Genomic DNA, 302 nt, shown 5'->3' with positions numbered 1-302 from the left:
GTAACCGGCCGTTTGAGGCCGCCTTATGATTGAGGATTGTGACTGGTAACTTACCGTCGTTAACGACGTCGTTATTGACGTCATTTGAGAGGTAAGAATGACCCAGGAAATCCTGATTGGCGTTGAACGCCGCCGCCGCTGGTCGGATGAACGGAAGCTGGCGATACTGGCTGAAGTTGGTGTGGATGGAGCAAGTGTATCGGATGTGGCACGTCGACATGACCTGACCCGCCAACATCTTTACCAATGGCGGACGTCATTCCGTCAAAGACTATCTTCCCCAGATCAGTCTGTGGCGTTTG

Annotated in this window: 1 protein-coding gene; it reads left to right on the top strand. The window is 52.6% G+C overall.

Annotated features, from left to right (window positions below; all coding sequences use genetic code 11):
- Positions 1-97 precede the first annotated feature (97 nt).
- Positions 98-302 (top strand): transposase (locus tag HNH97_RS04205; protein ID WP_171789979.1); only part of this gene is annotated, 205 nt, incomplete at its 3' end.

The sequence above is a fragment of the Gluconacetobacter entanii genome, from assembly GCF_013155425.1.
Classification (GTDB): domain Bacteria; phylum Pseudomonadota; class Alphaproteobacteria; order Acetobacterales; family Acetobacteraceae; genus Novacetimonas; species Novacetimonas entanii.
The sequence above is the reverse complement of the archived record's forward strand: the minus strand, read 5'-3'. Positions and strand labels throughout refer to the sequence as shown.